General features: G+C 67.4%; 13 protein-coding genes. 8 read left to right on the plus strand and 5 right to left on the minus strand.

Translation table 11 applies throughout. The annotated features are described in order from the left end of the window. The first annotated feature begins 17 nt into the window (after positions 1-17). Complete coding sequence (locus AC3WUM_RS16625; protein ID WP_492411504.1) at positions 18-3,206, plus strand: error-prone DNA polymerase; 3,189 nt, start codon at positions 18-20, stop codon at positions 3,204-3,206. Positions 3,207-3,231: 25 nt separating this feature from the next. Here AC3WUM_RS16625 and hutH read toward each other — a convergent pair whose 3' ends face one another. Further along, complete coding sequence (gene hutH, locus AC3WUM_RS16630; protein WP_492411505.1) at positions 3,232-4,764, minus strand: histidine ammonia-lyase; 1,533 nt, start codon at positions 4,762-4,764, stop codon at positions 3,232-3,234. A 177-nt stretch (positions 4,765-4,941) separates the two neighbouring features. Between hutH and AC3WUM_RS16635 the strand changes: the two genes are divergently transcribed. Next, positions 4,942-6,477, plus strand: a complete 1,536-nt coding sequence (locus AC3WUM_RS16635; RefSeq protein ID WP_492411507.1) for a GAF domain-containing protein — start codon at positions 4,942-4,944, stop codon at positions 6,475-6,477. Between the two features lie 66 nt (positions 6,478-6,543). Here AC3WUM_RS16635 and aroC read toward each other — a convergent pair whose 3' ends face one another. From aroC to prmB, 3 genes are read right to left on the minus strand one after another with little or no spacing between them, the layout of a single operon-like run. After that, entirely contained in the window at positions 6,544-7,635 is a 1,092-nt protein-coding gene (gene aroC, locus AC3WUM_RS16640) for a chorismate synthase (RefSeq protein ID WP_492411508.1), read from the minus strand. Positions 7,636-7,646: 11 nt separating this feature from the next. Next, a complete protein-coding gene (locus AC3WUM_RS16645) occupies positions 7,647-8,297 on the minus strand; it encodes an FMN-binding negative transcriptional regulator (protein WP_492411510.1) in 651 nt (216 codons plus the stop codon). A 16-nt stretch (positions 8,298-8,313) separates the two neighbouring features. Further along, positions 8,314-9,219, minus strand: a complete 906-nt coding sequence (prmB, locus tag AC3WUM_RS16650) for a 50S ribosomal protein L3 N(5)-glutamine methyltransferase (RefSeq protein WP_492411512.1) — start codon at positions 9,217-9,219, stop codon at positions 8,314-8,316. A gap of 137 nt (positions 9,220-9,356) precedes the next feature. Here prmB and AC3WUM_RS16655 point away from each other — a divergent pair, with 137 nt between their 5' ends. From AC3WUM_RS16655 to AC3WUM_RS16680, 6 genes are all read left to right on the plus strand, one after another. Beyond that, positions 9,357-9,980 (plus strand): SCO family protein, encoded by a 624-nt coding sequence (locus AC3WUM_RS16655; protein ID WP_492411513.1) that lies wholly within the window; start codon positions 9,357-9,359, stop codon positions 9,978-9,980. Then, entirely contained in the window at positions 9,977-10,435 is a 459-nt protein-coding gene (locus AC3WUM_RS16660; protein ID WP_492411514.1) for a copper chaperone PCu(A)C, read from the plus strand. Before AC3WUM_RS16655 ends, AC3WUM_RS16660 begins: the two co-directional genes overlap by 4 nt. 26 nt (positions 10,436-10,461) lie before the next feature. After that, complete coding sequence (gene asd / locus AC3WUM_RS16665; protein WP_492411515.1) at positions 10,462-11,349, plus strand: archaetidylserine decarboxylase; 888 nt, start codon at positions 10,462-10,464, stop codon at positions 11,347-11,349. Next, entirely contained in the window at positions 11,346-11,855 is a 510-nt protein-coding gene (locus tag AC3WUM_RS16670; RefSeq protein WP_492411516.1) for a GNAT family N-acetyltransferase, read from the plus strand. The genes asd and AC3WUM_RS16670 overlap by 4 nt, the downstream gene beginning before the upstream one ends. Before the next feature lie 116 nt (positions 11,856-11,971). Next, positions 11,972-13,495: a M48 family metalloprotease gene (locus AC3WUM_RS16675; RefSeq protein ID WP_492411517.1), complete on the plus strand. Its 1,524-nt coding sequence runs from the start codon at positions 11,972-11,974 to the stop codon at positions 13,493-13,495. Positions 13,496-13,497: 2 nt separating this feature from the next. After that, entirely contained in the window at positions 13,498-13,812 is a 315-nt protein-coding gene (locus AC3WUM_RS16680) for an ABC transporter (protein ID WP_492411518.1), read from the plus strand. A 34-nt stretch (positions 13,813-13,846) separates the two neighbouring features. On the opposite strand, the gene mtnA is transcribed toward AC3WUM_RS16680, so the two are convergent. After that, a complete protein-coding gene (mtnA, locus tag AC3WUM_RS16685; protein WP_492411519.1) occupies positions 13,847-14,860 on the minus strand; it encodes an S-methyl-5-thioribose-1-phosphate isomerase in 1,014 nt (337 codons plus the stop codon). Positions 14,861-14,947: the final 87 nt, after the last annotated feature.

Here is a 14,947-nt window from a genome sequence, read left to right on the forward strand (position 1 = left end):
TGACGGACAATGGCCTCATGAGCTCGCCCGCCGCCTATGCCGAACTGCACTGCCTGAGCAATTTCAGCTTTCAGCGCGGCGCCTCGCATGCGGATGAGCTCGTCGTGCGCGCGGCCAGGCTCGGCTATGCGGCGATCGCGATCACCGACGAGTGCTCGCTCGCCGGCATCGTGCGCGCACGCGACGCGATCAAGTCCTACGTGGAACAACGCGAAAAAGCCCTCAGCGAAGCGACTCCCTCCACGCTCGATGAACTGCATCGCGAATGGCCGCCGGAGCCCGCGCTGATCGTCGGTGCCGAATTTCATTTGCGCGATGGCCCGTCGTTCGTGCTGCTCGCGCCCGATATAGAAGCCTATTCGCAGATCAGCCGGCTCATCACGCGCGGCCGGCAAACGCAGCCCAAGGGCCGCTACGAACTGCATCGGCGAGATTGCGATGCGCTCGATCGCTGCCTCGCGCTCTGGCTCGCCGACGAGCACAGCTCGAGCGAGCACGGACACTGGCTCGCCGGGCGCACCGCGCAAACCTGGCTCGCCGTCGAACTGCATCGCGGCCACGACGATGCGGCCCTGCTCGCGCATCGACAACAACTCGCGCAGGCCAGCGGGCTGCGCTGCGTCGCCACCGGAGGCGTGCTGTTCCACGATCGCTCGCGCAAGATGCTGCACGACGTGCTGACCGCCGTTCGCATCGGCAAGCCGGTGTCCGAATGCGGCAAGGCGCTGCTGCCGAACGCGGAGCGGCGCTTGCGCAGCATCGACGAGCTGCTGACGCTGTATCCGCGGGCGATGCTCGATGAGACGCTGCGCATCGCCGAGCGTTGCCACTTCAACCTCGAGCAGATCAAGTACGACTACCCCGCCGAACTCGTGCCGCAAGGCTACGATGCGACGTCCTATCTGCGCTTCCTGACCGAGCAGGGCATGCGGGAGTACTGGCCCGAAGGTGCTCCGCAGAAAGTGCGCGATCAGGTCAAGAAAGAACTCGATCTGATCGCCGATCTGAAATACGAAGCTTTCTTTCTGACCGTGCAGGACATCGTCCGCGAAGCCAAGCAGCGCGGCATTCTGTGCCAGGGCCGCGGCAGCGCTGCGAACTCGGCGGTTTGCTACACGATCGGCGTCACCGCGGTCGATCCGAGCAAAGAGAATCTGCTGTTCGAGCGTTTTCTGTCGAAGGAGCGCAACGAGCCGCCCGACATCGACGTCGATTTCGAGCACGAGCGGCGCGAAGAGATCATCCAGTACGTGTTCGAAAAGTACGGGCGCCATCGCTGTGCGCTCGCGGCAACCGTCATCAGCTATCGCACGCGTTCGGCCTTGCGCGACGTGGGCCGTGCGCTCGGCATGGAGCCCGAAGACGTCGACCGTGTCAGCAAGGCGCTGGCCTGGTGGGACAAGAAGGAAGAGCTCGCGAATCGCCTCGTCGAACAAGGCTTCGATCCCGAAGCGCCACGCCTGCAGCATTGGCTCAGGCTGACTTCGGAACTCACCGGCTTTCCGCGCCACCTGTCGCAACACGTCGGCGGCTTCGTGATTACACAGCGCCCGCTAGCCGAGCTCGTGCCGATCGAAAACGCCGCGATGCCAGAGCGTCAGGTCATCCAGTGGGACAAGGACGATCTCGAATCGCTGGGCCTGCTCAAGGTCGACGTGCTCGCGCTCGGCATGCTCACGGCACTGCGCAAGTGCTTCAAGCTGATCGAGAGCGTCGAACCACAAACGCGCTACACGCTCGCGAATCTGCCGAAGGACGATGCCAAAACCTACGCGATGATTCGGCAGGCGAAGACGATCGGCGTATTCCAGATCGAATCGCGCGCACAGCAAAGCATGCTGCCTCGCCTGCTGCCGGAGGAGTTCTACGATCTGGTCGTTCAGATCGCGATCGTGCGTCCCGGTCCGATCACCGGCGGCATGGTGCATCCGTATTTGCAGAGAAGGGCCGAGCAACGCAAGCGCAAGGAACTAGGGCTCCCACCGGAAACGAATTTCGACCATTACTACCCACCTCAACTGCAGGACATTCTGAAACGCACGCTCGGCGTGCCGATCTTCCAGGAACAGGTCATGCAGATCGCGATCACCGCGGCGAAGTTCACGCCCGGCGAAGCCGACAACATGCGTCGCTCGATGGCGGCCTGGAAAAGGCATGGCGGACTCGAACACCTGAAAGAGCGGCTCATCGGCGGCATGCTCAAGAACGGCTACCCGCTCGACTTCGCCAACGAAATCTACCAGCGCATCCTCGGCTTCGGTTCCTACGGCTTCCCCGAATCGCATTCGGTGAGCTTCGCCCTGCTCGCGTATGCGTCCTCGTATCTCAAGTGCCATCACCCGGCGGCCTTCATCGGCGCACTGCTGAACAGCCAGCCGATGGGTTTCTATCCGCCGTCGATGCTCGTCGCCGAGGCGCGACGCTCGGGCGTCGAGGTACGCGCCGTCGACGTGCAGCACAGCGATTACGAATGCACGCTCGAACGCGTCGAAGGCAGCCAGGATCCGGCATTGCGACTCGGCCTGCTGCAGGTGGAAGGCTTGTCGCAAACCGCGGGCTCCGCGATCGCGCAGGCGCGCCGGCAGGGCCCGTTCAAGAGCACCGACGACCTCGCGCGCAGGGCCGGTCTTTCGCGTCGCGAACTGCTCACGCTCGCCAATGCCGGCGCGCTCGAAAGCCTCAGCGGCCATCGGCATGCGGCGCGCTGGAACGTCGCGGCGCATCAGGCCGACACCACGCTGCACCTGGACCGGCAGCTCGAAGACACCAGCGAGCTGCGCGCGCCGACGCCCGGCGAAGACGTGCTCAACGACTACCGCAGCCTGGGCCTTTCGTTGCGCCAGCATCCGCTCGCGCTGCTGCGCGAGCGCCTGAGCGCCCGCAAGGTCAGCACCGCCAAGGATGTCGTCGACGCCAGGGACCGCAGCAAGCTGCGCGTCGCCGGCATGGTGATGTTTCGCCAGCGCCCGCCGACCGCCAAGGGCGTGATGTTCATGACCATCGAAGACGAAACCGGCAGCGTGAACCTGATCCTGCGGCCACAGTTCGTCGAGAACCATCGCGCCGAAGTGCTCGGCGCGCGCGTCGCCGTCGTCACGGGCGAGGTGCAGTCGACCAGCGGCGTCATCCATGTGATGGTCGAGAAGTTCCACGACGTGACCTATCTGCTCTCCGAAATTCCGTCGCTGTCCCGCGACTTCCACTGACGCCGCTGCGCCGGCGCCGTGCGCATCAGGCCGGCGCCCAGCTCGGCAGCAGCTCCGACACCATCGGCGTCAGCGTCTCCTCGCACAGCAGGCCGCGCACGGCCGCGATGTCCGGAGCGAAGTAGCGATCGCGATCGTAGAAGGCGACGCGCTCGCGGACCGTTTCGCGCACGTGTTGCAGGGGCTCGGAAGTTTTCAGCGGCGCGTGGAGATCGATGCCCTGCACGGCCGCGAGCAGCTCGATGCCGACGATGTCGCGCGTGTTCGCCGCCATCTCGAGCAGCCGGCGCGCGGCGAAGGTGGCCATGCTGACGTGGTCCTCCTGATTCGCCGAAGTCGGCAGGCTGTCGACGCTGGCCGGATGCGCGAGCGACTTGTTCTCGGACGCCAGCGCCGCGGCGGTCACGTGCGCCATCATGAAACCCGAGTTCAGGCCCGGCTCGCGCACGAGAAACGGTGGCAGGCCCGACAGGCTCGCGTCGATCAGCAGGGCGATGCGGCGCTCGGACAACGCACCGATCTCGGCGATCGCGAGCGCCAGCGTGTCGGCCGCGAGCGCGACCGGTTCGGCGTGGAAGTTGCCGCCCGAAATCACCTCGGCGCCGAACACGAGCGGGTTGTCGCTGACCGCGTTGGCCTCGATGGTCAGCGTGCGCGCTGCGTTGTGCAGCAGGTCGAGGCAGGCGCCCATGACCTGCGGCTGGCAGCGCAGGCTGTACGGATCCTGCACGCGATCGTCGTTGACGAGGTGCGAACGCCGGATCTGACTGCCTTCGAGCAGCCGACGATACGCCGCGGCCACCGCGATCTGGCCGGGCTGGCCGCGCACGAGGTGGATGCGCTCGTCGAACGGCGCATCGGAGCCGCGCGCCGCATCGACTGAAATAGCGCCGGTGACGACCGCGGCGGCGAACAGGTCCTCGGCTTCGAGCAGGCCGCGCAGCGCGAGCGCGGTCGAAGCCTGGGTTCCGTTGAGCAGCGCGAGGCCTTCCTTGGCTTCGAGCTGCAAGGGGCTGATGCCGGCGCGCTGCAAGGCCTCGCCCGCCGGCACGACCGCGCCGTCCACGCGCACCTCGCCCTCGCCCATCAGCGCGAGCGTCATGTGCGCGAGCGGCGCCAGGTCGCCCGAGGCACCGACCGAGCCCTTGGCCGGAATGCAGGGCAGCACGCCCGCGTTGCAGAGCGCGAGCAGCGATTCGATGACCAGCCTGCGCACGCCCGAGGCCCCGCGCGCGAGGCTCGCGGCCTTGAGCACGAGCATGAGGCGCACGGTTTCGTCGTCGAGCAGCGGCCCGGTACCGACCGCATGCGAGCGCACGAGGTTGGCCTGCAACTGCCGGAGCTGGTCGGCAGCGATATGCGTCCTGGCGAGCTTGCCGAAGCCGGTGTTGATGCCGTAAGCCGGCTCGCCACGCGCGACCGCCGCCTGCACGGCCGCGGCGGAAGCTTCGACCGCGCCCCAGGCGTCGGGCTCGATCGACAGCCGGGCCTGGCCATTGAGCAGGTGCCGCAGCTCCCGCAGCCGTAGCCGGCCGGGGCGCAAATGCCATTCGGACATGCAACTCTCCCGCGGTTCTGTCCTGAGTCGTGGAGCTACTGCAGCAGTCCGCGGCGCGCGGCGCAACGTCGGAAAACCCTCTGGACGCCATCCGTCAAACTGTCTACCGCCCGGCTGCGGCTTCGATGCTAGGCTTGCCGGAACAAGACAGCCAGCACGCATGACCCTGACACCGGCATGAGCCAATCCGGAGCTTTCAGCGCAGAGCTGCGCAACTTTGCGCCGCCGACCACCGTCGACCTGATGCGCTGCGAAGACGAGCCCATCCACATTCCGGGCGCCATCCAGTCGCATGGCTGCCTGTTCGAGGTGTCCGGCGAAGGCAATATCCTGCGAGCCAGCAGCAATACGCGCCTGCTGCTCGGCGTGGCGGCCCACGATCTGCTCGAAAAGCCGTTGCACGACGCGCTCGGCTCCCAGCCTGCGGGCTGGGTCGCGCAAACCCTTGCGGCCCTGCCGCCGGCCAGCCCGCGCAGCGCCCGCTTCGTGCTCGACAGCGGCGACGCCGGCACCGTGATCGCGCATCGCTACGACGACCACGACCTCGTCGAATGGCTGCCCGACACCGAGCACCGCGTGCCCGCGCCCGATGCGATGGAACGCGCGCTGTCGGGTGCGATGGCCCGTGCGCGCGGCGCAGGCGAAATGAATGCGGCCCTGCAGTACATCGCCGAAGGCGTCGCCGCGGCCACCGGCATCGATCGCGTGATGGTCTACCGCTTCCATCCGGACTGGCATGGCGAGGTCGTCGCCGAATCGGTGCAGCCCGAGCTGTCGCCGTACCGGGGCCTGCACTATCCGGCCTCCGACATTCCGGCGCAGGCGCGCCAGCTCTATCTGGCCGTGCCTGCGCGCGTGATCGCCGACGTCTATTCGCGCGACGCCATCCTGCTCGACGCCGACCCGCTCGTCGGCGAGCCGCAGCTCGACCTGTCGCACAGCGTGCTGCGCAGCGTCTCGCCCGTGCATATCCAGTACCTGCGCAACATGGGAACCGGGGCCACGCTGGTGACCTCGCTGGTCACCGAAGGCGAGCTCTGGGGCCTGATCTCCTGCCATCACCGCAGCCGCTATCCGTTCCCGTGGTACGCGCACGAGCGCATGCGCAGCTTCACAGCCGAGGCGGCGGCGGTGATCGCCGAGCATCGCGTACGCGAACGCCAGGCGCGCGAACACCGCTACACGCTGGCGCGCGCGCGGCTCGTCGACAGCCTGGCGGGTCCGACCGAAGCCACCGTCGGTCTGCTGCTACAGTCGCTCGATGCGAGCGGCGCGCTGCTCTGCGACGGCCCGCGCCTGAGGACTTTCGGCCAGGTACCCGACGGCGCCAGGGGTCTCATCGATTCGGTACTTGCGCAGAGTGAAGACCTGGGCGCCACCGCGCACGTGAGCCAGCGCTTCGACTCGGCTCCAGCGCTGTCCGAAGCGGCCGGCGCCGCCTGGCTGGTGCTCTCGCGGGCCCGGCGGCAGCTGCTGCTGGTACTGCGTCCGGAGTTCGCGCACACCGTCAACTGGGGCGGCGACCCGAGCAAGCCGGCGCTGCCCGATCCGGTCTCGCGCCGGCTGACTCCGCGCGGATCGTTCGATCTCTGGCAGCAGACCGTGAACGGCCAGAGTCGCCCGTGGGAAGCCGAGGCCTTGCAACACCTCGCCTTCCTGCGCGACCAGTCGGCCGCCGCCGAGCTGCTTCGCCGGAGTTTCGACGGCCACTGAAAGCACGGGCTTCCAGCTCGGGCCGTCGACAGCGATCGCTTCTAAGCCGATCAGCGCCTGCCGCGATCAGCCGGTGATGCGCGGCGTTCCGGGCACCACGTCGCCGCACTGGGCGCGATTGCGCAGCCAGTGATCGACCAGCACGAGCGCGACCATCGCCTCGGCGATCGGCGTCGCGCGCACGCCCACGCAGGGGTCGTGACGGCCGGTCGTGCGCATGTCGACGGCCTTGCCCTCGCTGTCGATCGACTTGCCCGGCGTGGTGATGCTCGAGGTCGGCTTGATCGCGATCGCGCAGACGATGTCCTGGCCGGTGCTGATACCGCCCGCGACACCGCCCGAGTGATTCGACAGAAAGCCGGCGGGCGTCATCTCGTCGCGATGCTCGGTGCCACGCATTGCGGCCACCTTCATGCCGTCGCCGATTTCGACGCCCTTGACCGCGTTGATGCCCATGAGCGCATGCGCCAGATCGGCGTCGAGCCTGTCGAACACGGGCTCGCCGAGGCCCGGCGGCACGTTCGTCGCGACCACTTCGATGCGCGCGCCGACCGAATCGCCTTCGCTGCGCAGCGCGTCGATGAGCGCTTCGAGCTCCGGCACGCGCGCCGCATCGGGCGCGAAGAAGGCGTTCTGGTTGATCTCGTCCCAGGACTTGAATGCGATCTCGATGTCGCCCATCCGCGATAGATAGCCGCGCACCTGGGTGCCGAACTTCTCGAGCAGCAGTTTCTTGGCGATCGCGCCGGCCGCGACGCGCACCGCGGTCTCGCGCGCCGAGCTGCGCCCGCCGCCGCGATGATCGCGAATGCCGTATTTCTGGATGTAGGCGTAGTCGGCGTGGTTCGGCCGGAACACCTGCGAAATCTTGGCGTAGTCGTAGCTGCGCTGGTCGGTGTTCTCGATCAGCAGCGCGATCGGCGTGCCGGTGGTCTTGCCTTCGAACACGCCCGACAGGATGCGGACCTTGTCCTCTTCCTTGCGCTGGGTGACGTACTTGCTCGTTCCGGGCTTGCGGCGATCGAGATCGGGCTGGATGTCGGCTTCGGACAGTTCCAGCCCCGGCGGGCAGCCGTCGACGACGCAGCCGATCGCAGGGCCGTGGCTTTCGCCGAAGCTGGTGACGCAGAACGACTTGCCAAACGTGTTTCCGGACATCGCAATCTCGGCTACGACAGCATTGAATTCGGAGTGATCGAGCGCATGGCGTCGGCGACGGCTCGTGCTTGGGGTGCGGCCTCGGCGGACAGGCCTGCCAACACACCGGCCTGGTTGGCAGCCGATTGGTTCTGGCTGAGCTTGAACTTGCCTTCGAGCCGGCTCACGCGCAGTTCGATGCCGACGATGGCGCCCAGCATGGCGTCGAGATAATCGGCCGGCGCATCGTCGATCGACCAGGCCGGATCGCGCGTTTGTTCGTGACGCTTCGTGAGTTCACCGATCTGGGCGCGCAGCCAGTTCTTGTCGTCATGCACGCGCAGCGATCCGCGCGCATGAACGACGGTGTAATTCCAGGTCGGAACCGCCTTGCCGTGCTCGCGCTTGCTTGGATACCAGCTCGGCGTGACGTAGGCCTGCGGGCCGTTGAACACCGCCAGCACTTCGCGATCGGCAAGCCCATCGCGCCACAGTGGATTGGCGCGAGCGACGTGTCCGTGCAGCTGCAGATCGCCGGCGTCGTCGATGTGCGCATACAGCGGAATGTGATTGGCCTGCAGCCCATCGGCCGTGGACATCACCAGCGTCGCCAGCGGATACGCGGCCACGAGCGCGAGCATCGCCTCACGATCATGAACCTCGAAGTGGCGCGGCTGATACATAGGGCTCTATCCGCGCTCAGCGACCTTTGAGCCAGGCGACGAGATCGGACCTGGAGATCGCGAACACGCCGTCGCCGCCGCGTTCGAAATCGGGCCAGCTCACCGGAATGTCGGGCCAGCGCGCTTCGAATTCGGGCACCGAGCCGCCGACTTCACAGACCAGCAGGCCCTTGGCCGACAGGTACTTCGGCGCTTCGCGCAGGATGCGATCGACGATGTCCATGCCATCCGCGCCCGCTTCGAGCGCGAGCTTGGGTTCCTCGTGGAATTCGCGGCCGAGCGCCTGCCATTCGGCGGTCGGCACGTACGGCGGATTGCTGACGATGAGCTCGTACTGGCGCTTGCCGAGGCCCGCGAACAGGTCCGAGTGTATCGCCTTGACGCGGTCGCCGAGCCCGTGACGATCGATATTGCGCTGCGCCACTTCCAGAGCCCCGGCGTCGATGTCGACGAGATCGACCTCGGCGTCCTCGATCGCGGCCGCGCAGGCGATGCCGATGCAGCCGCTGCCCGTGCAGAGGTCGAGAATGCGCGTCGGCGTCTGCGTGACCCAGGGTTCGAACTGGGCCTCGATGAGCTCGGCGATCGGCGAACGCGGCACCAGCACGCGCTCGTCGACGTAGAACGGCAGCCCGCAGAACTGGATCTCGCCGATCAGGTAGGCCGCCGGCTGGCGCGTGTCGACGCGCTTGCGCAGCAGCTCGACGACAGCGGCGCGCTCGCTCGCGGTGACGCGCGATTCGAGGTAGAGCGTGGGCAGATCGGCCGGCAGCTTGAGCGCATGCAGCACGAGGTGAAACGACTCGTCGAGCGCGTTGTCGGTGCCGTGGCCGAAAATCAGGCCTTGTCGGGCGAACTCGCTGGCGCCCCAGCGCACGAGATCGCGCACCGTCTCGAGCGCAGTGGTCTCGTCAGAAATCATGCGGGCACCATCGCTATGGAATAATCGGCGGACAAAAGAGGTCACGGACTGAAGATAAGTCCGCAATTTTAAACTGTTCTCGGCCGCCACGTGCCCGCAGCCGCCGGGATGACGCAGCTTCTCGACTCAGGACTCTCATGTCGGCTTCCAAATCCATCTTGATCGGCGTGGTCGCGGCAGTCGCCGCAGTGGCGGGCCTGGTGGCGGCGCAGTTCGCGTTCGCCCCGCGCAGCATCGAAATCGAATCGGGCACGCTGCTCGAAAAGCCGCGCGCCATCGCCCCGTTCCAGCTCGTCGACAGCAGCGGCAAGACTTTCGGCCTCGCAAGGCTCGAGGGCCAGTGGAGCCTGATCTTCACGGGCTTCACGTATTGCCCGGACGTCTGCCCGAACACGCTCGCCGTGCTCAAGACCGTCAAGGCCCAGCTCGACGCAGCCGGCGCGCCGCTGCAGGTGGTGTTCGTTTCGGTGGACCCGGAGCGCGACACGCCCGAGAAGCTCGGGCTCTACACGCATTACTTCAGCCCGGAATTCATCGGCGTGACCGGCAACGGCGATAATCTCGATTCGCTCACGCGCAGCCTGAGCCTGATCTACGCCAAGGTGCCCGGCAGCACGCCGGAGAACTACACGATGGATCATTCCGCCGCGCTCGTGCTCGTCAATCCGCAGGCGCAGGTGGCCGGTTACTTCCTGCCGCCGCACCGCATCGACGCGCTCACGCGCGACCTGACCAAAGTCATCAAAGGAGGCTCGCCATGATCAAACGCGTCTCGACCGCCCTGCTCTCGCTGGCTCTGCCGGCCGCCGCCTGGGCCAATTGCGCCAACCTCAAGGTCGAAGACCCGTGGATACGCGAGGCGCCGCCGGGCGCAATGACCATGGTCGGTTTCGCGCAACTCTCCAACAAAGGCGCGACGCCGCTGACGATCACGGGCGCGAGCAGCCCCGATTTCGGCAGCGTGGAGCTGCACCAGAGCTCGCTCGAAGCCGGCCAGGCGCGCATGCGCCGCGTCGAGACGCTGACGCTCGATCCGGGCCAGGTCGTGCGGCTCGAACCGGGCAGCTATCACCTGATGCTCATGCAGGCCTCGCGCCCGCTCGCGAGCGGCGACGAGAGCCTGATCGAGCTGCGCTGCGACACCACCAGCGCGGTGGTGAAGTTCCCCGTGCGTCCACCGCAGGTGCTCAAGTACCAGCCTCCGGGCTCCAACTAAGCTTCGACCCGAGACACGACCTCCCCATGGCCGCAACCGACGCCAGTACCGGCGATCTGCTGTTTTCCGCGTTGCAGCGCGTGCTGCCGACGCGCTTCCTGTCCTGGCTGATCTTCAAGCTCACGCGCATCCGCAACCCGGCGTTCAAGAACGCGTTCATCCGCTTCTTCATGTCGCGCTTTCGCATCAGTCTGGCCGAAGCCGAGATCGAGCAGGTGGAGCGCTTCGGCAGCTTCAACGAATTTTTCACGCGCGCGCTCAAGCACGGCGCGCGGCCGCTGCACGAGGACCTGTCGGCGCTGATTTCGCCGGTCGACGGCGCCGTGAGCCAGTTCGGCAGGATCGAAGGCGGGCGCATCTTCCAGGCTAAGGGCCAAAGCTACACGGCCGCCGAACTGCTCGGCGCGGACGATCTCGCGAAGCCGTTCGAGAACGGCGAGTTCTGCACGATCTACCTGGCCCCGAACAACTATCACCGCCTGCACATGCCACTCGCCGGCACGCTGCGCGAATGGGTCTACGTGCCGGGCCGGCTGTTCAGCGTCAACCCGGCCACGGCGCGCGCGATGCCGCGACTGTTCGCGCGCAACGAGCGCGTGGTGGCGATCTTCGATACCGAGCTCGGACCCTTCGCGATGGTGCTGGTCGGCGCGTTCTTCGTCGGCTCGATCGAAACTGTCTGGTCGGGCCTGGTCACCCCGCCGCACCGGCGCGGCAATACGGTCTCGCGCCACCAGCCGGCGCAGCCCGTGGCGCTGGCCCGCGGCGCCGAAATGGGCCGCTTCAACATGGGCTCGACGGTGATCCTGCTCGCGCCGCGCGGCACGCTCGAATGGAACGCCGAGCTGCGTCCGGCGCTGCCGCTGACCATGGGCCGGCCGATCGGCCGCAAGCTCGGGCCCGGGCTCGCATGAGCGGCCCCGCAGCGCTGACCATCGCGCCCGCGACCGCGGATGAGGTGCCGCTGATCCTGGCCCTGATCCGCGAACTCGCCGACTACGAGCAGCTGTCCGACCAGGTCAGCGCCACCGAAGCCGCCTTGCGCGAAAGCCTGTTCGGAGCGCACCCGGCCGCCGAGGTGCTGATCGCCCGTTGCGGCGGCGAGCCGGCCGGCTTCGCGCTGTTCTTCCCGAATTACTCGACCTTCCTGGCCAGGCCCGGCATCTACCTCGAAGACCTGTTCGTGCGCCCGGCGTTTCGCGGGCTCGGCATCGGCAAGGCCCTGCTGGCCAGCGTCGCGGCGCTGGCGGTGGCGCGCGGCTGCGGGCGCTTCGAATGGTCGGTGCTCGACTGGAACGAGCCGGCGATCGGCTTCTATCGCCGGCTCGGGGCGCGCCCGCTGGACGACTGGACGATGTTCCGCATCACCGGAGCCGAACTGGCGGCGCTGGCGGCGAGCGCCCCGCGTAACGGTTCGTAAGCAGTTTCACGCCGAACCGAACTTCGGGCTCCGTCCGGTTTCCAAGCGGCGTTACCATAAGAGACGGTGGACCCACCGATCTCACCGAACCCAGGCCGTCCCGACCCGCCAGCCGCATGCGCCCCATCGCCTCCCTCGTATCCGCCGGCCTGGCCGCGGCGCTGACCGTCTCGGTCAGCCTCTCGATCAGCGCCTCGGCGCAGATGATCGACATGGTGCCCTCGGACGGTCTCGGCAGCGGGGCCCAGCCGCCGCTGAACCTGCCGCAGATGGGCGAGCCGGCCGACGCCGCGCTGTCGCCGACGCAGGAGGCCCAGATCGGCGCGAGCGTGATGTCGCAGCTGTATCAGTACGAATACATCCTCGAAGACACCGAGCTGACCGATTACCTGACCACGATCGGCTACCGGCTGGTCGCCGCGGCCGCGCAGCAGCCGCCGCACGTCGAGTTCTTCGTCGTCAAGGACCCGCGCATCAACGCCTTCGCGATGCCGGGCGGCTACATCGGCTTCAACGCCGGCCTGCTGATCGCGAGCTCCACCGAGAGCGAAGTCGCCGGCGTCATGGGCCACGAACTCACGCACGTGATCCAGCGTCATATCGCGCGTTCGCAGGCGGACCAGGGCGGCGTCGGCACCTTCGCCACCTGGGCCGCGGTGCTCGCCGCGATCATCGCCGGCTCGGCCAACCCGGACGTGATCCTCGCTGCGCTGGCCGTCGGCCAGGGCTCGCTGTACCAGAAGCAGGTCAACTTCACGCGCGCCAACGAGCTCGAGGCCGACCGCATCGGCATCCAGACCATGGCCGAAGCGGGCTTCGACCCCGAGGGCATGGCGAGCTTCTTCCAGCGCCTGGCCCAGCAGTCGCGCCTCTACGGCTCGGGCGTGCCGGACATCCTGCTGACCCACCCGGTCAACACCGTGCGCATCTCCGAGGCGCGTGCGCGCGCGGCCTCGATGAAGACGCGCAAGGTCGAGAACTCCTTCGAATACGGGCTCATGCGCGAGCGCGCCCGCGTGCTGACCTTCGGCCGCCCGGCTGACGGCATCGAGCTCTACGCGGCCGAGCTCAAGGCCGGCCGCGACACCCCGGGCAATCGCTACGGCCTGGCGCTGTCGCTGCGCGAAAGCGGCGACTTCGCGGGCGGCATCGCCGCGCTCAAGCCGGTGCTCGATGCCAACCCGCGACAGGTCAACCTGCTGCTGCTCATGAGCGAACTGAAGCTCTACGCGGGCCAGCAGGCCGAAGGCCTGGCGCTAGCCAAAAAGGCGCAGGAGCTCTACCCGCGCAGCACCCCGACCATCCTCGGCTACGCCTCGGCGCTGCTCCAGGCCGGCAAGCCGGCCGAAGCGCGCCAGCTGCTGTTGTCGACCGAGCAATCCTTCGGCACGCGCATGGAAACCTACCGGCTGCTGTCGAACGCCGCGCGCGACATGAAGGACACCGGCGCCGCGAGCTACGAGATGGCGAACTATCTCTACTACCGCGGCGACTACGGCGGCGCGCTGGCCCAGCTAGACGCCGGCCTGCGCCTCGACAGCCTGTCGCAGCAGGACCGGGCGCGCATGGCGGCCCGGCGCGCGGAGGTGCGCGAAGCGCTGCCGCGCAATTACAACCCGTATGCGCGGGAGCGGCGGTAGGTATGCAGATGCTTTACCAGCTCGTCCTCCAGTTCGGCGAAGAATCGCTCAGCAGCCATGAGGAACTGATCTCGCTGGAGGACGCCTTGATCGAGGAGCTTGAGGATGCGGCGGATGTCGACGGACATGACATCGGCTCCGGCCAGGCCGATATCTTCATCATCACGCCCAATCCGGAAAAGACTTTTGAGCGGGCGAAAGCGGTTTTGAATGAGCTGGGTTTACTCGCTGCGGTTACCGCTGCGTATCGCAAGGAAAGCGGCAGCGACTACACCATCCTATGGCCGCATCACGTGCGATCGTTCTCGATCTTGTAATCGGCCAGGCCTGACTCGCGACGCCGTAGACCTCTCACCCCAGCAGCGCCCGAATCTTCTGCTCGGTCGGCTGTTCGATCACGCCGCGTTCGCAGACGATCGCGTCGATCAGGCTCGCGGGCGTGACGTCGAAGACCGGGTTCCAGGCCTGCATGGCCTCGGGGGCGACGCGGCTGCCGCGGAATTCGGTCAGCTCGTTCGGCGGGCGCTCCTCGATCGGAATCGCCGCGCCGTTCGGGCAATTGAGATCGAAGGTGCCGCTCGGGGCGACGACCATGAACCTGACGCCGTGGTGCTTGGCCGCGACCGCGAGCGCATAGGTTCCGATCTTGTTCGCGGTATCGCCGTTCACGGCGATGCGGTCGGCGCCGACGATGACCCAGTCGATCTTCTCGCGCTGCATGAGGTGCGCAGCCGCACCGTCGGCGATCAAACGCGCCGGAATCTTCTCGTGGAGCAGCTCCCAGGCGGTCAGCCGCGCGCCCTGCAGCCACGGACGCGTTTCGCCGTTGTAGACCTGCGACAGTCGGCCCTGGGACCAGGCGCTGCGGATCACGCCGAGCGCGGTGCCGTGGCCGCCGGTGGCGAGCGCTCCGGTGTTGCAATGGGTGATGACCACCGCATCCGGCGGCAGCAGCGCGGCGCCGGCTTCGCCCATCGCGAGGTTCTGCGCGAGGTCTTCCTCGTGGATGCGGATCGCCTCGGCAAGCAGCGCCTGCGCGTTCGCGCCCCGGCTCTTGAGCTCGCGCATGCGCAGCAGCGCCCAGCGCAGGTTCACGGCGGTCGGGCGCGATTCCATCAGCACGCGGTCGGCGATGTCGTAGTCGCGGCCGGCGAGCGCGTCGAGCACGAGGCCGTAGGCGGCGGCGATGCCGATCGCCGGCGCGCCGCGCACGGCCATGCCGTGGATGGCGTCGGCGACTTCGGCGGCGCTACGACAGTCGACCCAGCGTTCTTCGTGCGGCAGCACGCGCTGGTCGATGAGCTTCAAGTGGTCGTCGGCCCAGATGATCGGGCGGATGCCCGTCGCGGAACTGCTCGCGGTCATGAAGTTTTCCTAAGCTTGGATTCCCGCGCCCAGCCGTAAGACCAGTCGCCAGAGTCGCTAGAATTTGGGGGCGCATTCTACCTCCGA

This window comes from Hydrocarboniphaga sp. FW305-C-57 (genome assembly GCF_058783045.1).

Bases quoted from the DNA above. Each gene is read 5' to 3' on its own strand.
- asd (WP_492411515.1), top strand. From the start codon at position 10,462: ATGGCCGCAACCGACGCCAGTACCGGCGATCTGCTGTTTTCCGCGTTG.
- AC3WUM_RS16645 (WP_492411510.1), bottom strand. From the start codon at position 8,297: ATGTATCAGCCGCGCCACTTCGAGGTTCATGATCGTGAGGCGATGCTC.
- AC3WUM_RS16680 (WP_492411518.1), top strand. From the start codon at position 13,498: ATGCAGATGCTTTACCAGCTCGTCCTCCAGTTCGGCGAAGAATCGCTC.
- mtnA (WP_492411519.1), bottom strand. From the start codon at position 14,860: ATGACCGCGAGCAGTTCCGCGACGGGCATCCGCCCGATCATCTGGGCC.
- AC3WUM_RS16670 (WP_492411516.1), top strand. From the start codon at position 11,346: ATGAGCGGCCCCGCAGCGCTGACCATCGCGCCCGCGACCGCGGATGAG.
- AC3WUM_RS16675 (WP_492411517.1), top strand. From the start codon at position 11,972: ATGCGCCCCATCGCCTCCCTCGTATCCGCCGGCCTGGCCGCGGCGCTG.
- aroC (WP_492411508.1), bottom strand. From the start codon at position 7,635: ATGTCCGGAAACACGTTTGGCAAGTCGTTCTGCGTCACCAGCTTCGGC.
- AC3WUM_RS16625 (WP_492411504.1), top strand. From the start codon at position 18: ATGAGCTCGCCCGCCGCCTATGCCGAACTGCACTGCCTGAGCAATTTC.
- AC3WUM_RS16635 (WP_492411507.1), top strand. From the start codon at position 4,942: ATGAGCCAATCCGGAGCTTTCAGCGCAGAGCTGCGCAACTTTGCGCCG.
- hutH (WP_492411505.1), bottom strand. From the start codon at position 4,764: ATGTCCGAATGGCATTTGCGCCCCGGCCGGCTACGGCTGCGGGAGCTG.
- AC3WUM_RS16655 (WP_492411513.1), top strand. From the start codon at position 9,357: ATGTCGGCTTCCAAATCCATCTTGATCGGCGTGGTCGCGGCAGTCGCC.
- prmB (WP_492411512.1), bottom strand. From the start codon at position 9,219: ATGATTTCTGACGAGACCACTGCGCTCGAGACGGTGCGCGATCTCGTG.
- AC3WUM_RS16660 (WP_492411514.1), top strand. From the start codon at position 9,977: ATGATCAAACGCGTCTCGACCGCCCTGCTCTCGCTGGCTCTGCCGGCC.